Raw genomic sequence first — 16,202 nt, forward strand, 5'->3', positions numbered from 1 at the left:
CACTATTCATCTTGCTTTCTGGCACTACCCGGCGATATACCGAAAGCCTTCTTGTAAGCCTTGCTGAAATGCTGTTCATTCGCGAAACCGCAGTACTCGGCAATTTGATGCAGTTTTAAGCTGCCGCCGCGCAGTAATTCATTCGCGTGCTTCAACCGCAGCTGAAGCAAGTGCTGGTACGGCGAAACGCCGAACGTCTTCAGAAACAGCTTGGAGAATCGCGATGTCGATAGATTCGCCCGCCTTGCCATATCGTGCACGGAAATATTTTCGGATAGATGGAATGAGAAATAAGAGGTGATCCAGTTTAAGTCCTGCGGTGCTGGCGAAGCAGAAGGCTTGCTCTGGCCGTATTGCCGGACAAGGCTCAACACCAGCTCCGTTGCAATCGATTGCACCTCAAGAGCGCTGTAGGGTTGGCCGGATAAGCACAGACCGATCATCTTCATGAATTGATCGATAAATGGAACGGCATGCCTCGGCTTAATAACGACGGGGAGGTTGAGATCGGTAAAATCATTAAGCCCGGGCTGAAGGAGATGGTCGTAGGCGCTTAAGTCAAGCTGCCCGGGCAGCGTAGAGAAGCTGAGCTCCCTTTGAGCATTGTAGAAAATATCCATGTGAACAAAGGGCGTCAACGTTTTCGTCAAGCCCCGCAAAGCCAGGACCGAGTTCGGCTGAATGAGGCACAGCTCTCCGGCGCCTAGGTGATAGGGTACTTTATCGACCTCAAACAAACACTGCCCTTCTTGGATGTAAACGAGCAAGTAATCCAAAATTCTCCGCTCAGGAATAAACCACGGCTCTCTTACCGCATAATCGGCCAGACGGATATACGGCACTATCGGATGGCTTTGAACATAGTGGTCGAATGTATCGCTCACGGTTTCCTCCCTTTATGAACAACTGTTTTTGACAATGAATTGAGCTCGTTTAGACCAAGATTAACTCCCTTACGGCTAATATAATAAAGATATTATCATATTGTTAAGGGAGTGGCATGCTTTGAACAGAGCTATTATTGACAATAAAGGTATTCCCCCTCTAGCAGGCATTTGCACATATGAAGAAGCGTGCAAGCCCGGTTTTACCGTCGATCGGAGCGTCGAGCTGCTGAAGCGGTTCAACTATATCGCGAAAATGTTGAATCAAACGCTGGCCGCGCATCTGGCCCGGGTGCCCGAATGGGAAGTGAAGTGCGCCTTCGGCTATCACCTGTGGCTGGACGCCGAGCACAGCGCCGCGATCCGCAAACGGGTATCGGAAATGCGCGAGCCTCCGCTAGGGCTTGACCATGTGCCGGATGAACGGCTTCACGATTGGCTCGATGAGGCCATCCGCGCGGAGAATACCGTCGAGCTGCTCGTCGGCGTTTATCGCGTCATCAGGCCGGAATTGATCCTGGCCTTTAACCGCTACTTAAACGAGATGAACCGCATCGCCGAACACCCTACCTACCGGCTGCTTCGCGGCATGCTGCAGGAAGAGGAAGAGATGGTCGCATGGGGCGAGCAAGCGTTGGAAGCGCTCGTTCAAACCCCGGAACAAACCGCGTCCGCGGCGCAGTGGGAAGCCCATCTTCGGGCATTTCTGAAAGCAGCCGGAGGCGTTGACGGCAGCGACGTTTCAGAGCCTTGCACGGCAGTGCCGCGCTCGGACGGACAACGGTACGAAATGGACCCGGCACCGCAAAGAGACGAGCGGTTTATCGATCCCTACAATACGTCCGCGAAGATCGACTCTTACCCCTGGGAGGAGGACAGCTCTCCGGAGGAGAAGGCCTACTCGCTCATCTATAAACGGCTCCGCGAGATGGACGTGCCGGAATGGATGGGGCCGATTCTGTACCGGATCGAAGGCAAGCCGTGGGAGTACTACACCGATCTGAGCCGGCAGCTGTGGGATGAAACGAGACATGCGATGCTCGGGGAAATCGGCCTTTATTACGGCGGCGTCCCGTTCTATAAATACCCGATTCCACTGGGAGCCTCCATGATCCTCAACACGGATCTCACCCCTACGGAAGCGCACCTGATATTGTGGCGGATCGAGCAGAGCCTTATGCCGAAGCAGACCGGCAAGCAGAAGGAATGGGAGATCGCGAGCGAAACCGGCAATCCGATTTCGCAGTTGATTCAGGATTACGATTGGGCGGACGAGGTGCTTCATGCCCAGATCGGCCGCAAATGGCTCGTGCCGGATTACGGCAGCCTGGCGGCTACGACGGAAATCGCGGATCATGCCATGAGAGCCTGGGGGCAAGCGGCAGCGAAAACGGCAACGTGGTCGGAGCAAAAGGAATGGTGGCCTGCGTTCATCGAGGAGATCCGGGAGAACCAGAAGAGGCTGGCATCGTCGAACATCTAGCAAAAATAGAAGCCATGTGCACTCGCCGGTGCACATGGCTTTTTTACGTATGTTAGGCTCTCTTATAAACGACCGGAAACATTTCGCCGTGAACAATATCGCCGTCTTTGCCGCCGGCAGCGACAAACTGTTGAATCTCCGCGTACCCGTCGGCGTATCCGGCCCGATAACGAGTCTCCCCGGTCACATAATGAAGCGCCGACGAACGGCGGACCCGGTCCGATACGTTCGGCCCGCTGCCATGAATCGTCAAGCTGTGATGGAAGCTGATCTGTCCCGCTTTCATGACGATCGGGACGGGACCGGCGCATTGCTCCATTGTCGCGGCTATATAATCCATTTGTTTGCGGAGGTCCTGCTCGTAAAAGTCGCTGCCTTGCAGGACTCCGCATCGATGGCTTCCAGGCACCATTTGCATGCATCCGTTCTCTTCGTCCACGTCATCGTAGGCGACCCATGCCGTGAGCAGCGTCTCCGAATTCTGATAGCAAGGCCAGTAATGGTAGTCCTGATGCCAGCCGACATTGGCTGCGTTTCCGCCGGAGCGCGCAGGCTTTAGCAGCAGCTGATCTTCCCAGAAACGAATGGTGTCCGCCCCCGACAAAGCGGCGGCGATTTTCCCGATCAAGGGATCGTAGGCGAGCGCGCGGATCGTCAAATCCGACCAGTGCGCGTTGTCCGTCTTGCGAAGCGAGTTCGGTCGCGAAGTTTCGTGGCTCCAAGCGGCAGTCGGCGATATTCCGGTCTCGAATTCGTGTTTGTACACCCTCTCCATCCGGTCGCGCAGCTTCTCGAGCCGCTCGTCGCTGATGATTTTCGGCGAGATCCAATATCCGTTTTCCTTAAAAAAAGCTATGTCTTCCGGTGTGGGCATTCCGTTGGCATATGGCATTTTCTTCGTCCTCCTCATAAGATCGCTGCAACGCTGCCTCAAGTATGACACTCGGAAGGAGTTTCCGTCTTTATCGAGAAGTATGATAGTTATCCTTTTGTCTTACAATATTTCGCCCATCTGCAGGAGGTTAGGCGCATTATGGTTCCGATTTGCCCTTTTGTGCGATTTGCCATTCGAGTGCCTCTTCGGCCGGGTGAACGGCACGGCCCGCGGTACTGCTACGTCCCATCCCTCTATCTTGTAGAGTCCGGCTCCGCCACCGTATTATTCGAGGACGGAAAGGCCGTCCGCTTGCAAACGGGCGCCTTGTTTTTTCTGCAGCCCGGAATCGCGCATACCTGGGTGATTGAGGGACCCGATCCGTTTGCTTTTCGCTGCGTGTTCTTCGAGTGGTCGTACCGTCCGAAACCGACGCTTCGCGTAACCCTCGATTTACTTAGTCAAACCCGGGCCGAGAACGAAGAAGACTTGTTGGACGAACCGTTTGAATGCGGTTTGCCCGAACGTCTCGCGGTCGACTCCGTTCCGTATTGGAAAGGGCTGTTCGAAGCGGCGGATACGAATTATCAGGTGCTCCATGCTGGCGATTATCCGCGGACGCTTGCCGTTAACGGGCATTTCCACATCCTGCTGCACCAGGTCTATCAGCTTGCGGAGCGACAGAACGATCCGATGGATCCGCGAATCGCGAAATTGTTGGCGGCCATGGAGCAGCACGCCGGAGGAGCGTACCGGGATGTTGACGGCTGGGCGGAATCGCTCGGATTAAGCCGCAGCCACTTCCATGCTCTATTCCGCGCCCAGACCGGAATGACGCCCAAGAGGTATTGGAACCAATGCCGCATCCGGAAAGCGCAGACCGACCTGCTCGGCACGAACGATTCCGTGACGGAGATCGCCGAGCGATACGGGTATTCCTCGCTGCACGTCTTCACCAAATCGTTCCATCAATGGATGGGCGCCGCGCCGACGGATTACCGCCGGATGGGTCGGCTTCTTTAACGGCCCGTTGGGCGCGCCTCAGGTTGTAGAGAACCTACCAACGTTTAATTTGGAGGGTTTGTTGACTTTTATATGGTTAGCGTGTGCGCGGCAGCACGAGAGAACGCCCGAAAATTCTAGCGAATGCTCCAGCGCTTATTTGCATATAAATCGCCTTTCTTAACATCTAACGGTTGCCAGAGGCGTTACTTGGCCCAAATCGAAAGAATTTGCTGCCCCAATCGCCAAATAGCGTTTCCTAGAACCGTTAGCCTTTCAAAAGGGCCATTTGAGGCTAAATAGCGTGCGTGGCAACCGTTAGCGTATGCGTGGCAGCATCCGGACTCGCGATTGATCCTAATTACGTTTTCGACAACCAAAAGGCCGCCCTTAAGGGGCGGCCTTCGGCCTTGCTTACCTTTCATCCTTGCGATCAAGCCTTCGGATCAAAAGAGCTCTTCAGCGACACAATGCGGTTGAACACAACCTTCGAATCGCTTGCATGCTTCGGATCGACGTTGAAGTAGCCGTGGCGGAAAAATTGGAACTTATCCTGGCCGCGCGCTTCCTTCATGTTCGGCTCAACGAAGCCTTGCAGCACTTCAAGCGAGTTCGGATTGATGCGCTCGAGGAATTCCTTGCCTTCGTCCTCCGGATTGTCGAGGAGCAGCGGCTCGAACAAGCGGAATTCCGCAGGGACCGCCTGGGATGCTTCCACCCAGTGGATGGTGCCCTTCACTTTGCGGCCGGTAAAGCCCGTTCCGCTCTTCGTCTCCGGATCGTACGTGCAGCGCAGTTCCACGACATTGCCCGCCTCATCCTTGATTACTTCTTGGCAAGTGATGAAGTAAGCGTGCTTCAGACGAACCTCGTTGCCCGGGAACAAACGGAAATATTTGCTCGGCGGGTTCTCCATGAAGTCGTCCTGCTCGATATAGATTTCGCGCGAGAACGGAATTTGGCGGCTGCCCATCTCTTCGTTCTCGGCGTTGTTCTCGGCCTCCAGCATCTCCACTTGCCCTTCCGGGTAGTTGGTGATGACGACCTTCAATGGCGCTAGCACCGCCATCGTGCGCGGCGCCTTCAGTTTCAGGTCCTCGCGGATGAAGAACTCCAGCATCCGCTCGTCCACGACGCTGTACGCGCGGGCGACGCCGATTTCGCGGCAGAACGCGCGCAGCGCTTCAGGCGTGAAGCCTTTGCGGCGCAGGCCGCTGATCGTTGGCATGCGCGGGTCGTCCCAGCTCTCGACGACGCCTTGGTCGACCAGCATTTTGAGGTAACGCTTGCTCATAATGGTGTTCGTGACATTCAAGCGGGCAAACTCATATTGGCGCGGCCGCGACGACATTTCGCATTCTTCGATTACCCAGTCATAAAGCGGACGGTGGTCTTCGAATTCCAGCGTGCAGACGGAGTGCGTGACGCCTTCGATCGCATCGCTGATCGGATGCGCGTAATCGTACATCGGATAGATGCACCAAGCGTCGCCCGTCCGGTGATGATGCGCGTGCGCGATCCGGTACAGCGCAGGGTCGCGCAGGTTGATATTCGGCGAAGCCATATCGATCTTGGCGCGCAGGATCCGCTCGCCGTCCTTGAACTCGCCTGCGCGCATGCGCGCGAATAAATCCAGGTTCTCTTCCACGCTGCGGTCGCGGTACGGACTGTTCTTGCCCGGCTCCGTCAGCGAGCCGCGCATTTCGCGCACCTTCTCCGCCGTCAGGTCGCAGACGAACGCCTTCCCTTTCTTAATGAGAAGCACCGCCCGGTTATACATTTCTTCAAAATAATCCGAGGCGAACCGAAGTTCATCCCATTCAAAGCCAAGCCAGGTAACGTCTTCTTGAATCGATTCTACGTATTCCGTATCTTCCTTCACCGGATTCGTATCGTCGAAGCGCAGGTTCGTCTTCCCGCCGTACTCGTCGGCAAGCTCGAAGTTCAGGCAGATCGACTTGGCATGGCCAATATGCAGATAGCCGTTCGGCTCCGGCGGGAAGCGGGTGACCACCTCGCTTACTTTGCCGGCCTTTAAATCATCAGCCACGATGTTCTTGATAAAATTAGAGGATGATGTCTTGTTTTCCATAAACGACCAACCTTTCAAAACCTAAATGTTATCCTACTATCATACACAATTTTCAGAGTGTTTATAAATAGCCAACTTGACTTTCATTTAACCGCGTCCATATACTTAGGTTAGCTAACTAAATTAAATGCCGCAAAAGGAGTTCAAGCCCCATGAAAGGAGACCACCTTCATAACAACAGTACCGCAAGCGAGCTTATCCGCGTGATGCGCCAGCTACGGAATATTGCGTGGAACAACCGCAGGCCGATCGAGAACTGCACGCCGGCCGAAACGATGACGCTGTTCTGCATCGGCAGAGGCATGTGCGCCCATCCGGACGGGTTGAAAGCGTCGGAGCTGAGCGCCATGATGAACGTCGCTTCGCCGACCATCACGCAGACGGTCAACGTGCTGACGGCCCGAGGACTGCTTGAACGCAGCGCGGATCCGTCCGACCGCCGGGTGGTGCGGATTAAACTGACGGAGGAGGGCGCCCGCCTGACGCAATTGGCCCGGGAGGCCATGCACGCGAAGATGACGGCGCTCATCGGCTATCTCGGCGATGACCGCGCCAAGCTTCTGGTCGAGCTGCTTGACGATGTTTACGCATTCTATCAAGGAGAAGACTCGGACGAAACCCAATCAACCACTACTAAAGAAGGTGAATAGCGCTTATGTTGAAACTGCTTCGCATGCTGCAGCCTTACCGCATTCCTGTTGTATTCGTGCTGTTCTTCGTGTTTCTTCAGTCGCTATCGGATCTGTATCTCCCTACGCTGCTTGCGGATATCGTCGATAAGGGCGTCGTCCAAGGGGACACCTCCTACATATGGCAGATCGGCGGCTTCATGCTGCTCATCGCGCTTGGCGGCGGCCTCTGCTCGATCGGCGCCAGCTACCTGTCCGCCAAGGCGGCGGGCGGCTTCGGCCGCGATCTGCGCAGCCGCGTGTTCGGTCATGTCGAGCAGTATTCGCTGCATGAATTCGACCAAATCGGCACCGCATCGCTCATTACGCGGACGACCAACGATATTACGCAGGTGCAGCAGGTGCTGACGATGATGATGCGGGTCATGGTCATGGCGCCGATGATGTGCTTCGGCGGGATCATTATGGCGCTCTACAAGGACGCCACGCTGTCGCTCATCATCATCGGAATCGTACCGATTCTGGCGCTCATCATCTATGCCATCGTCAGCCGCGGCGTTCCGCTGTTTAAGGCGATGCAGACGAAGATCGACAAACTGAACCTCGTGCTCCGCGAAAATCTGACCGGCATCCGCGTCATCCGCGCTTTTAACCGGACCGTGCATGAACAGGACCGGTTCAACGAAGCCAACGCCGATTTGACGGAAACCGCGATCAAGGTAAACCGCATCATGGCGTCGCTCATGCCGGTGATGATGCTCGTGCTTAATATAGCGAGCCTCGCGATCGTTTGGTACGGCGGCATCCGCATCGACGGCGGACATATGGAGGTCGGCGACCTGATGGCGTTCATTCAGTATGCGTGGCAGATCATGTTCTCGCTCATCTTCGCCTCCATGATGTTCGTCATGATTCCGCGCGCGTCCGCTTCCGCCGCCCGCATCAACGAGGTGCTGAACATGAATCCGGACATTACGGACCCGGAGTCATCGTCCGAATCCAACGATGCTTCAAACAGCGAGCTGGCCTTCAACAATGTGTCGTTCAACTACCCGGGCGCGGAAATGCCTGCGCTCTCCAATATTTCGTTCAAAGCCGGACGCGGCGAAGTGACTGCGATTATCGGCGGGACCGGCTCCGGTAAATCGACGCTCATCAATCTCATTCCCCGCTTCTATGACGCGACGGAAGGAAGCATTACGATCGGCGGCGTCGACATACGCCGGATGAAGCAGGAATCGCTTCGCGCCCTGGTCGGCCTTGTTCCGCAGAAGGCGGTGCTCTTCACGGGCACCGTGGCCGATAACATCCGCTTCGGCAAAGAGGATGCCACCGACGAGGAAATCCGCCATGCGGCGGTTGTCGCCCAAGCCTACGATTTCGTCTCCGAGATGAAAGACGGCTTCGACTCTCCGATCTCACAAGGCGGAACGAACGTCTCCGGCGGTCAGAAACAGCGGCTGTCCATCGCCCGCGCGCTCGTGCGCAAGCCGGCCATCTACCTGTTCGACGACAGCTTCTCCGCGCTAGACTTCAAGACCGACGCCAAGCTTCGCGAGGCGCTGCGGAGCGAGACGACCGACGCGGCCGTGCTGATCGTCGCCCAGCGGGTCAGCACCGTCATGGATGCCGACCGCATCATCGTACTCGATGACGGCCGCATTTCGGCTATCGGCACGCACAGGGAGCTGCTTTCGACATCCAAGGTTTACCGCGAAATCGTAACGTCACAGCTGTCAGAGGAGGAGATCGCATGAGTGAACGGCATAGAGGCCCTGCGGGCGGCGGACCGGGCGGTACCGGAGGATCCGGCGGCCAGCGGCCTGGCGGCCCGGGCGGCCCTGCACCGGGCAACTTCGGCTTCGGACCGGGACGCGGCGGTCCAGGCGGCATGATGGGCATGCCGGTGCAGAAGGCGAAGGATTTCAAAGGCACCTTGCGCAGGCTGACCGGCTACTTGCGCCCGTACCGGTTCTCCTTGTTCGTCGTCCTGCTGACGGCGGTGCTCAGCACCGTGTTTTCCATCATCGGACCGAAGATCATGGGGAACGCAACGACGAAGCTGTTTGAAGGACTTATGGCCAAGTACAATAAAGTTCCCGGCGCGGAGATCGATTTCGGCTACATCTGGCACATACTCGTCGTCCTTGCGGTCTTATACGTCATCAGTGCACTATTTGGATTCATTCAACAATATGTCATGGCAAGCGTCGCGCAGAAGACGGTTTACGGCTTGCGCAAGGATGTCAGCGAGAAGCTGGCGCGCTTGCCGCTGAAGTTCTTCGATTCCCGCACGCACGGGGAAATTCTAAGCCGCGCCGTCAACGACGTGGACAACATCAGCGGCACGCTGCAGCAAAGCTTGACCCAATTCATCACGTCCTTCGTGACGCTGATCGGCGTCATTGTCATGATGCTGACAATCAGTCCGCTGCTGACGCTGATCACGATCGTGACGCTCCCGCTCAGCTTCCTCGCGATTAAACTGATAGCCGGACGCTCGCAGCTGTATTTCAAAGGCCAGCAAAAAGCGCTCGGCGAGCTAAACGGGCACGTCGAGGAGATGTATACGGGGCACAACATCGTGAAGGCGTTCGGCCATGAGCGCAAGTCGGTCGACAAGTTCAACGCCGTCAACGAGCAGCTTTACGAATCAGGCTGGCGGGCGCAGTTCGTCTCCGGCATGATCATGCCGATCATGGGCTTCATCGGCAACATCGGCTACGTGCTCGTCAGCGTGGCGGGCGGCATCTTCGTCCTGCACAAATCGATAACGATCGGCGACGTGCAGGCCTTCATCTCCTACTCGCGCCAATTCATGATGCCGATTACGCAGACGGCCCAAATCGCCAACATCATTCAGTCGACGATCGCGTCGGCGGAACGGATTTTCGAGCTGCTGGATGAGGAAGAGGAAGTGCAGGAAGCAGCGAGTCCGGTCACGATCGCGGCTGGCCTAGGCCAATCTGCGAAGGCCAAAGGCGACGTCAGCTTCAATCACGTGAGCTTCCGCTACAAGGATGACACGCCTATTATCGAAGACATGGACATTCACGTCCGCGCCGGCCAAACGATTGCGATCGTCGGCCCGACCGGCGCAGGCAAAACGACGCTGATCAACCTGCTGATGCGGTTCTACGAGCTGAACGGCGGGAGCATTACGATCGACGGCGCCGACTTGACGAAGCTTCGGCGGGGCGAGCTGCGGAGCCTGTTCGGCATGGTGCTCCAGGACACGTGGCTGTTCAACGGGACGATCCGCGACAACATCGCTTATGGGCGCGCCGACGTTACCGAGGACGAGGTAGTCGCCGCTGCCAGGGCCGCTTATGCGGACCATTTCATCCGCACATTGCCGGAAGGCTACGACACCGTGCTCAATGAAGAGGCCTCGAATATCTCTCAAGGCCAGAAGCAGCTGCTTACGATAGCCCGTGCCGTACTGGCCGATCCGGCCATCCTTATTCTCGACGAGGCGACCAGCAGCGTCGATACGCGAACCGAAATTCATATCCAGCATGCGATGAATGAGCTGATGCGCGGCAGAACCAGCTTCGTTATCGCGCACCGCCTCTCAACGATCCGCGATGCCGATCTCATCCTCGTCATGAATCATGGCACGGTGATCGAGCAAGGCTCGCATGAGGAATTGCTGGCGGCCGGCGGCTTCTACGCCGACCTGTATGAAAGCCAGTTCAGCAGCCGTAAACGGCAGGACGTCAGCTAAACGATCGCATCAAGCCTCCATATCCACCTGTTTCGGGATGGATATGGAGGCTTTTTCTATTTTCACGTCCCAGTTGTCGTATCGCGGTTAAAAGCTGAACGTGCATGGTATACTGAAATGGGATTTATTTCAAGTCAATTTGTAAACTGGAGGAATTCCGACCATGGTAACCACGATTCTGCTGATAGCACTCGTTGTTCTAATCGCGCTGCCCCTGCTCTCGTTCTTCGGCTACATGTACATCCTGTCCAGACGTCCCAAGCATTCCATTATCCGTTCGCATCCGTTTCTCGGCTGGATCCGCTACCTGCTCGAGAAGCTCGGACCGGAATTCCGGCAATATTGGTTCGACAACGATACGGAAGGCCGCCCGTTCTCGCGGGCCGATTTCGTCGGCATCGTGTATGCGGCCAAATACCGCACCGATCTGATTTCCTTCGGCGGCCGGCGCGACTACGAGAAGCCGGGCTTCTACTTGTCCAACGCGATGTTTCCGAAATTGACGAGCGAACTGAAGGTCGACAACCTGGAGCTTGTCCCGGGCCGAAAATACGTCATTACCGACGAGGGTCTGTTCACCCGCAAGGAGAAAACCGTCGACGAGAGCGTCAAGCGCTGGCTTCTCGCGGATGAGGACGTCATCGTTGTCGGCGCCGAACGCCGCGAGCCGTGGCGGCTTAAAGGGATGTTCGGCGCATCGGCCACCTCCTTCGGCGCGGTCGGCGAGCATTACATCCAATCGACGGGCAATGGCGCCGCGATGGCGGGCGGATCGTGGATTAACACCGGCGAGGGCGGCGTCGCCGACGTTCATCTCGCCTCCGGGGCGGATGTCATTTCGCAGATTGGGCCGGGTATGTTCGGTTTCCGCGACAATGAAGGCCGATTCTCCATAGAGGAATACAAGCGCAAAGCAAGCCACCCGAACATCAAGGCGTTCGAGTTGAAATTCCATCAGGGCGCGAAGATCCGCGGCGGGCACCTCGAGGGCTCAAAGGTTACCGAAGCGGTAGCTGCGGCAAGGCTCGTTCCCATCGGAAAAACGGTCAATTCCCCAAACCGCTTCGAGTTTCTAACGAGCCCCGAGGAAGCGCTCCGTTTCATCGGCACGCTGCAGGAAGCCGGCGGCAAACCGGTCGGCATTAAGATCGTGGTGGGCGATCCGAAGCGGCTCGAGCCGTTGTTTAAGGCTATGCTGGAGCTGAACATCTACCCCGACTTCATTACGGTGGACGGCTCCGAGGGCGGGTCGGGCGCAACGTTCAAGGCGATGGCCGACGGCATGGGTCTGCCGCTCTACGCGGCGCTCATCATCCTCGACGACACCGCCCGCAAATTCGGCGTCCGCGACCGTATCCGCATCTTCGCCTCCGGCAAGCTCATTACGCCGGATAAGGTCGCCATCGCCCTCGCGCTCGGCGCCGACTGCGTCAACTCGGCGCGAGGCTTCATGATGGCGAACGGCTGCATTATGGCGCTGCAATGCCATACCGGCAAATGCCCGACCGGCATCACGACGACCGATGCCAAGTATCAGGCCGCGCTGGCGCCGGAAGAGAAGCAGTGGCGCGTCATGAACTATATTTTGCAGCTGAGGGAAGGCTTGTTCTCGCTGTCTGCGGCATGCGGGCTGGAAAGCCCGAAAGGGCTGCGGCGGGAGCATGTCGTCTACACGAACGAAAGCGGCCAGACGACCCGGATCGTTGATTTGTTTCCTTATCCGGAGGCTCAGTAATCGGTCAGGAAAATTTCGTGATGGCTATTGACAAGGATGAGCTTCCCCAATTAAACTTACTTTATATTATTAAGTTTATAAACATATGTAAGTTAATTTAGGAGGCCTATTATAATGTCCACGTCCAAATGGATCGTCGATGCAAGCCACAGCAGTGTTGATTTCACGATTAGACACATGATGATTGCGAAAGTGAAAGGAACGTTTCACGATTTCGATGCGGTCATTGAGGCTGATCCGGCCGATCTGACGACGGCGAACATCGAATTTAACGTCGCGCTGACGAGCATCGATACGCGCAACTCCGACCGCGACAACCACCTGCGCTCCGGCGATTTCTTCGATATCGAGCAGCATCCGACGATGTCCTTCCGTTCGACGAAGATTTCCAAGTCCGATGAAGGCGAATACGACATTACGGGCGAGCTGAGCCTGCACGGCGTAACGCGCACGGAAACGTTCTCGGTGACATACGAAGGCAGCGGCAAAGATCCATGGGGCAACGAGAAGGTCGGCTTCAGCGGCAAAGGCGCGATCAAACGCAGCGATTACGGCCTGACGTACAACGCGGCGCTTGAAACCGGCGGCGTACTGATCGGCGACGAAGTGAAGTTCACGATTGAAATCGAAGCTTCCAAGCAGGCTTAAGCTTCCATGAATAAAAAAAAGGTTCTCCGTCATGGAGAACCTTTTTCGCCATTAAATAACATTCCGTCTCAAATACGCAGCTCCCGAACTCGGAACCTCCAGTACATAGAGGCCTTGGCCAATTGCGGCAGCCTCCTCCCTGCGGACGATCTCTCCCATACAATTGTGCACTTCAATGGTTACGTTCTCCAGTGCTTCCTCGAACTCCAGAATGAGCCGCTCCTTTGCCGTTCCATTCACAACGACCAGCTCGGGCGGGAGACCGCTGCCAGCTGGAATGACGCTATCGTTATAGGCCGCAATAATCTGCTGGTCGGCCGAGGTTGCCCGGACAAGCGGATACAGCAGCTCCGGACGAAACGGCTCCAGCCTTCCATCCAGCAGCGTCTCCCGATGCGAGCGGAAGAACGCCAGCCAATAGGCCAGCATACGCCGGTGATCTTCGGGAATGCGGTCAAGCCGCACCGATATCTGCGGCACCGCGAACAGTACATTAAGGAGATGCATGGCGGCACACTCGACCGGCTCGTTAACATGCCACATGATCATATCGGCGTGCGCCGCGGTATTACCGCATAAGAGTCGAATGTCGAGCGTACGGATCCGATTCGTGACCGGGTCATTCGGACAGTCGGCCGCTCTGAAAATATTCCCGTATTTGCGCATCTGCGGCCCGACATAGGATTGACGGAACTCGATAAGGATATCCGGCTTGAGCTCGCGTAGCCGCCCGATCACATCCGTCAACAGCCGGTCCGCGGCGGCCGGCACCGAAATATAATCCATGCCTTCGCCGCCGTTCCGATCGGCATCCGCCCGTTGCGCGAACATATCGACAAAGTCCAGCTTCAAACCATCCAAATCCCATTCCCGCACGGCTTGCTCGTACAAGCCAATCAGGTATTCACGGGCTTCGGGGTACCTCGGATCGATGACGCCGGCGCCGAGCTCTTCATTGACGTACAGCAGCTTTCCTTCAAACCGCTCCCATGCCCGGCTCTTCTTGCCGATGAAGGGAACGGAATACCATAGCAAATACTTCATGCCTACGGCATGAACGCGATCGACATGAGCCCGCATATCCGGAAACTTCTCTACGCTCGCTTCCCAATCGCCGCAGTACAGGTATCCCCGCTCGTTGTCGGACGTTTGCCAGCCGTCATCTACGATGACCGCCTCGCAGCCAATCGCTTTGGCAAGCGCACATTCAGCTTCAATGGCCTCCGGTGTCAGACGCTGGTGGAAGCTGTACCACGTCGATAACATCGGTTCTCTTGCCGCAGCCGGTACGAATGCCGGCTCCACGCCCTTCATGCTTGCCCACCAACGGGAAACATCGCCGAGGCAATCATAATAAGGCAGCTCCCGGGTATCCAGCAGCAGCGAAGCTTCGTATTCGGCAATAGGAGCAGTAGGCTCATGGAAAAGCGAAACGACGCAATGGAAATCCGCCGTTTCCTCGTGAACGCCAACCTTGATTCCGATCGGCGATAAGGTATCGGAGAACGCAAAGGTGTGCCGATTCAAGCCCTCGTTATTGTAGATGCAGCCTACAGGCGCCGAGCTTGTCGCTTTCACCGTGCGGCCGTGTGCCCAATCGGCGGGAAAAGAGCGATTGCGGTCGGCTCCCGGATGCCACAAGCCATGCATATCCACGATGGGCAGCGTCCATTTCAGCTGCAAGACAGGCGGGACGGCCGCCACTGCTGCTGCCAATCGCAAATGGACAACATGAACGCCATCACTATACTCAGAGGCCGTAAGCGTCACTTCGAAAGCATGCACTGCCGCCTCCTTTTCCAACGTAACGGTATACCCGCCCGCCTGAACCTGAGCCTGTGCCTGAATGCTCCTTACTGCCATACGTTTATCTCCTCCTTCTCGCCGATCCTAAACGTTTGATTGCCGATACATACCTGAACAGCCGGCCCATCCTGGTTCGTTACCGTAACCCGGCCTTCGCGAACTTCTACTGCGAGTTTATTGCGAAACAAGGCGATCCCTTCCGCCTTCACCCACTCCATGCCGTCCGGCAGCTGCGGAGCAATCTCCACGACCGCCCGCTCGGCCAGCGGCCTTACTCCCAATAAGCCGGTCACAACGCTGCCGATGACGGCATAGGACACTTCCGGATATTCTCTGCGCTTGGTCCGCTCGTCACAAAGCTTGAGAAGGACTTGATAAGCCTCCTCCTTCTCGCCCGTTGCATAATACACTTCCGGTAAGTGCGACATTTCCTCTACGTTCGAGACGCCGTTTCGAATAATATCCCGGACGGCCTGCTGGCGTTTCTCCTCGGAATCGATCAATCCGAAATAGATCGGCATATATTGAGCGGACAAGTAGTACTTCGTATAATAGCTGCCGTCCTGTAGAATAGCCGAGCTAAAACGCTCAATCTCCCCATTCCACCACTGCGTGTCATAGATATGCTGCAGTCGCTTGGCCAGGCTGCCGTACCGAGCGGCGTTGCTCTCTTCTCCGCGAAGCTTGGCCATCGCACCGTAAGCGGCATAGGCGGCGTATTGAGCGGCGATTAGATCGCCGCCGGCCTTAGGCGTAAGCGCGTCTTCCACATAAGACGCAATCCCTCGCCTGCCCTCGCCTCTCACATGGTCGGGGATGCCGTCACCGTCGCGGTCCCAGCGCTCTACATACTCGTTCAAGCTCCGTTCATAGAAGTGAAGCAGCCGGTCATCGTTCAAATAATCGGCGTCGCCGCTCCATAGATATTGCCGGAAACAGCATGCCACGACATCGAAATTGGCCGGCAGGTTGTACCAGAAATCGGCATCGCTTGTATAATCGTCGGGGCAAGGCTGCCCATCCTTGGTGATCTCCCAATAGGTGCACCAATCTTTGGACTCGCTGATGTTCTCCGCAAACTTCAACAGCATATTTTTCGTATACTCGCCTAACCCAAGCACGGCCGCGCCTGTGCTCATGTGCGCTACATCGCGCATACAGAATGCCGCGCGCCCCGGCAGCGCCGCTTCATACCACAATCCGACGGGATCGCGATCCGATGCACAGGCCAGCGCCTGATCCTTGGCCCATTGGACCGCTGCTTCAAGCTCAGGCGATGAGGATTTCAGTTTAAACGGACTCGTAATCGACATGGCTAAGCC

General features: G+C 56.5%; 12 protein-coding genes. 7 read left to right on the top strand and 5 right to left on the bottom strand.

The window, feature by feature from the left end; translation table 11 throughout:
* Nucleotides 1-2: 2 nt before the first annotated feature.
* Nucleotides 3-884 (bottom strand): helix-turn-helix domain-containing protein, encoded by an 882-nt coding sequence (locus DL346_RS23795; RefSeq protein WP_112884887.1) that lies wholly within the window; start codon nt 882-884, stop codon nt 3-5.
* 121 nt (nt 885-1,005) lie between these two features.
* Here DL346_RS23795 and DL346_RS23800 point away from each other — a divergent pair, with 121 nt between their 5' ends.
* On the top strand, nt 1,006-2,367 hold the full coding sequence (locus DL346_RS23800; protein WP_112884888.1) for a hypothetical protein: 1,362 nt from the start codon (nt 1,006-1,008) through the stop codon (nt 2,365-2,367).
* A gap of 52 nt (nt 2,368-2,419) precedes the next feature.
* On the opposite strand, the gene DL346_RS23805 is transcribed toward DL346_RS23800, so the two are convergent.
* Nucleotides 2,420-3,259: a phytanoyl-CoA dioxygenase family protein gene (locus DL346_RS23805; protein ID WP_165822644.1), complete on the bottom strand. Its 840-nt coding sequence runs from the start codon at nt 3,257-3,259 to the stop codon at nt 2,420-2,422.
* 141 nt (nt 3,260-3,400) lie between these two features.
* Here DL346_RS23805 and DL346_RS23810 point away from each other — a divergent pair, with 141 nt between their 5' ends.
* On the top strand, nt 3,401-4,264 hold the full coding sequence (locus DL346_RS23810; protein ID WP_112884890.1) for a helix-turn-helix transcriptional regulator: 864 nt from the start codon (nt 3,401-3,403) through the stop codon (nt 4,262-4,264).
* A gap of 412 nt (nt 4,265-4,676) precedes the next feature.
* On the opposite strand, the gene DL346_RS23815 is transcribed toward DL346_RS23810, so the two are convergent.
* Nucleotides 4,677-6,335 carry a glutamine--tRNA ligase/YqeY domain fusion protein gene (locus DL346_RS23815; protein ID WP_112884891.1) on the bottom strand — a complete coding sequence of 553 codons (1,659 nt, stop codon included), beginning with the start codon at nt 6,333-6,335 and terminating at the stop codon, nt 4,677-4,679.
* A gap of 152 nt (nt 6,336-6,487) precedes the next feature.
* Here DL346_RS23815 and DL346_RS23820 point away from each other — a divergent pair, with 152 nt between their 5' ends.
* From DL346_RS23820 to DL346_RS23840, 5 genes are all read left to right on the top strand, one after another.
* Nucleotides 6,488-6,985, top strand: a complete 498-nt coding sequence (locus tag DL346_RS23820) for a MarR family winged helix-turn-helix transcriptional regulator (protein WP_112884892.1) — start codon at nt 6,488-6,490, stop codon at nt 6,983-6,985.
* A 5-nt stretch (nt 6,986-6,990) separates the two neighbouring features.
* The gene (locus tag DL346_RS23825) at nt 6,991-8,721 is read left to right on the top strand and encodes an ABC transporter ATP-binding protein (RefSeq protein WP_112884893.1); all 1,731 of its coding nucleotides are present in this window, start codon (nt 6,991-6,993) and stop codon (nt 8,719-8,721) included.
* Nucleotides 8,718-10,691, top strand: a complete 1,974-nt coding sequence (locus DL346_RS23830) for an ABC transporter ATP-binding protein (RefSeq protein WP_112884894.1) — start codon at nt 8,718-8,720, stop codon at nt 10,689-10,691. Before DL346_RS23825 ends, DL346_RS23830 begins: the two co-directional genes overlap by 4 nt.
* A gap of 163 nt (nt 10,692-10,854) precedes the next feature.
* Nucleotides 10,855-12,426: an FMN-binding glutamate synthase family protein gene (locus tag DL346_RS23835; RefSeq protein ID WP_112884895.1), complete on the top strand. Its 1,572-nt coding sequence runs from the start codon at nt 10,855-10,857 to the stop codon at nt 12,424-12,426.
* Nucleotides 12,427-12,540: 114 nt separating this feature from the next.
* Nucleotides 12,541-13,074 (top strand): YceI family protein, encoded by a 534-nt coding sequence (locus tag DL346_RS23840; protein WP_112884896.1) that lies wholly within the window; start codon nt 12,541-12,543, stop codon nt 13,072-13,074.
* Nucleotides 13,075-13,125: 51 nt separating this feature from the next.
* On the opposite strand, the gene DL346_RS23845 is transcribed toward DL346_RS23840, so the two are convergent.
* On the bottom strand, nt 13,126-14,937 hold the full coding sequence (locus DL346_RS23845; protein ID WP_112884897.1) for a glycoside hydrolase family 36 protein: 1,812 nt from the start codon (nt 14,935-14,937) through the stop codon (nt 13,126-13,128).
* Nucleotides 14,928-16,193: an alpha-L-rhamnosidase-related protein gene (locus DL346_RS23850; protein WP_112884898.1), complete on the bottom strand. Its 1,266-nt coding sequence runs from the start codon at nt 16,191-16,193 to the stop codon at nt 14,928-14,930. The genes DL346_RS23845 and DL346_RS23850 overlap by 10 nt, the downstream gene beginning before the upstream one ends.
* Between the last annotated feature and the right edge of the window lie 9 nt (nt 16,194-16,202).

It is taken from the genome of Paenibacillus montanisoli (genome assembly GCF_003268025.1).
Classification (GTDB): Bacteria; Bacillota; Bacilli; order Paenibacillales; family Paenibacillaceae; genus Paenibacillus_Z; species Paenibacillus_Z montanisoli.

What these genes read in the sequence shown, in the direction of transcription:
- DL346_RS23805 (WP_165822644.1), bottom strand. Translation starts at nt 3,259, where the DNA reads ATGCCATATGCCAACGGAATGCCCACACCGGAAGACATAGCTTTTTTT.
- DL346_RS23810 (WP_112884890.1), top strand. Translation starts at nt 3,401, where the DNA reads ATGGTTCCGATTTGCCCTTTTGTGCGATTTGCCATTCGAGTGCCTCTT.
- DL346_RS23815 (WP_112884891.1), bottom strand. Translation starts at nt 6,335, where the DNA reads ATGGAAAACAAGACATCATCCTCTAATTTTATCAAGAACATCGTGGCT.
- DL346_RS23820 (WP_112884892.1), top strand. Translation starts at nt 6,488, where the DNA reads ATGAAAGGAGACCACCTTCATAACAACAGTACCGCAAGCGAGCTTATC.
- DL346_RS23825 (WP_112884893.1), top strand. Translation starts at nt 6,991, where the DNA reads ATGTTGAAACTGCTTCGCATGCTGCAGCCTTACCGCATTCCTGTTGTA.
- DL346_RS23830 (WP_112884894.1), top strand. Translation starts at nt 8,718, where the DNA reads ATGAGTGAACGGCATAGAGGCCCTGCGGGCGGCGGACCGGGCGGTACC.
- DL346_RS23835 (WP_112884895.1), top strand. Translation starts at nt 10,855, where the DNA reads ATGGTAACCACGATTCTGCTGATAGCACTCGTTGTTCTAATCGCGCTG.
- DL346_RS23840 (WP_112884896.1), top strand. Translation starts at nt 12,541, where the DNA reads ATGTCCACGTCCAAATGGATCGTCGATGCAAGCCACAGCAGTGTTGAT.
- DL346_RS23845 (WP_112884897.1), bottom strand. Translation starts at nt 14,937, where the DNA reads ATGGCAGTAAGGAGCATTCAGGCACAGGCTCAGGTTCAGGCGGGCGGG.
- DL346_RS23850 (WP_112884898.1), bottom strand. Translation starts at nt 16,193, where the DNA reads ATGTCGATTACGAGTCCGTTTAAACTGAAATCCTCATCGCCTGAGCTT.